The following is a 559-nucleotide window of genomic DNA, read 5'->3' as shown; positions in this document are numbered from 1 at the left end:
GACATCGTCACCTCGTCGAAGCTGTTGATGAAGGCAAGCATCCAGCCGCCGGTGACGCCCGGCAGGATCATCGGCAGCGTGATGCGCCGGAACACGGTGAAGCGGCCGGCCCCGAGCGACGCGGCCGCCTGCTCGGCGCTGCGGTCGAAGCCGACCAGCGCCGCCACCACCAGCCGCAGCGTGTACGGCGTGACGATCAGCGCATGCGCGAACACCAGGAAGCCGAAGCTGCCGGTGCCGCCGACCAGCGCGAACAGCCGCAGCAGCGCGACGCCGAGCACCAGGTGCGGAATGATCAGCGGCGACAGGAACAGCCCGTTCAGGAACTCGCGCCCGGCGAACTGGTGGCGCGTGATCGCGAGACCCGCGGGCACCGCCAGCAGCGTGGCGAGCGTGGCCGAGCCGAGCGCGAGCCACAGGCTGTTCCAGAACGACTGCATGAAATCCGGGTGCTCGAACACCGCGTGGAACCAGCGCAGCGAGAAGCTGGTGGTCGGCAGCGTCAGCGTGTTCTCGGGCGTGAAGGCGACCAGGCACACGACGACCAGCGGCGCCAGCA

At 69.6% G+C, this 559-nt stretch carries 1 protein-coding gene; it reads right to left on the bottom strand.

The genetic code is table 11. From position 1 onward, the window contains the following. Positions 1–557, bottom strand: a 557-nt coding sequence (locus tag AC1D15_RS36400; protein WP_477829917.1) for an ABC transporter permease, incomplete at its 3' end; no start/stop codon positions are given. Positions 558–559: the final 2 nt, after the last annotated feature.

Source organism: Rhizobacter sp. P2_H2, assembly GCF_056403375.1.
Note: the sequence above shows the minus strand (reverse complement) of the source record. Positions and strands in the feature narration are given on the sequence as shown.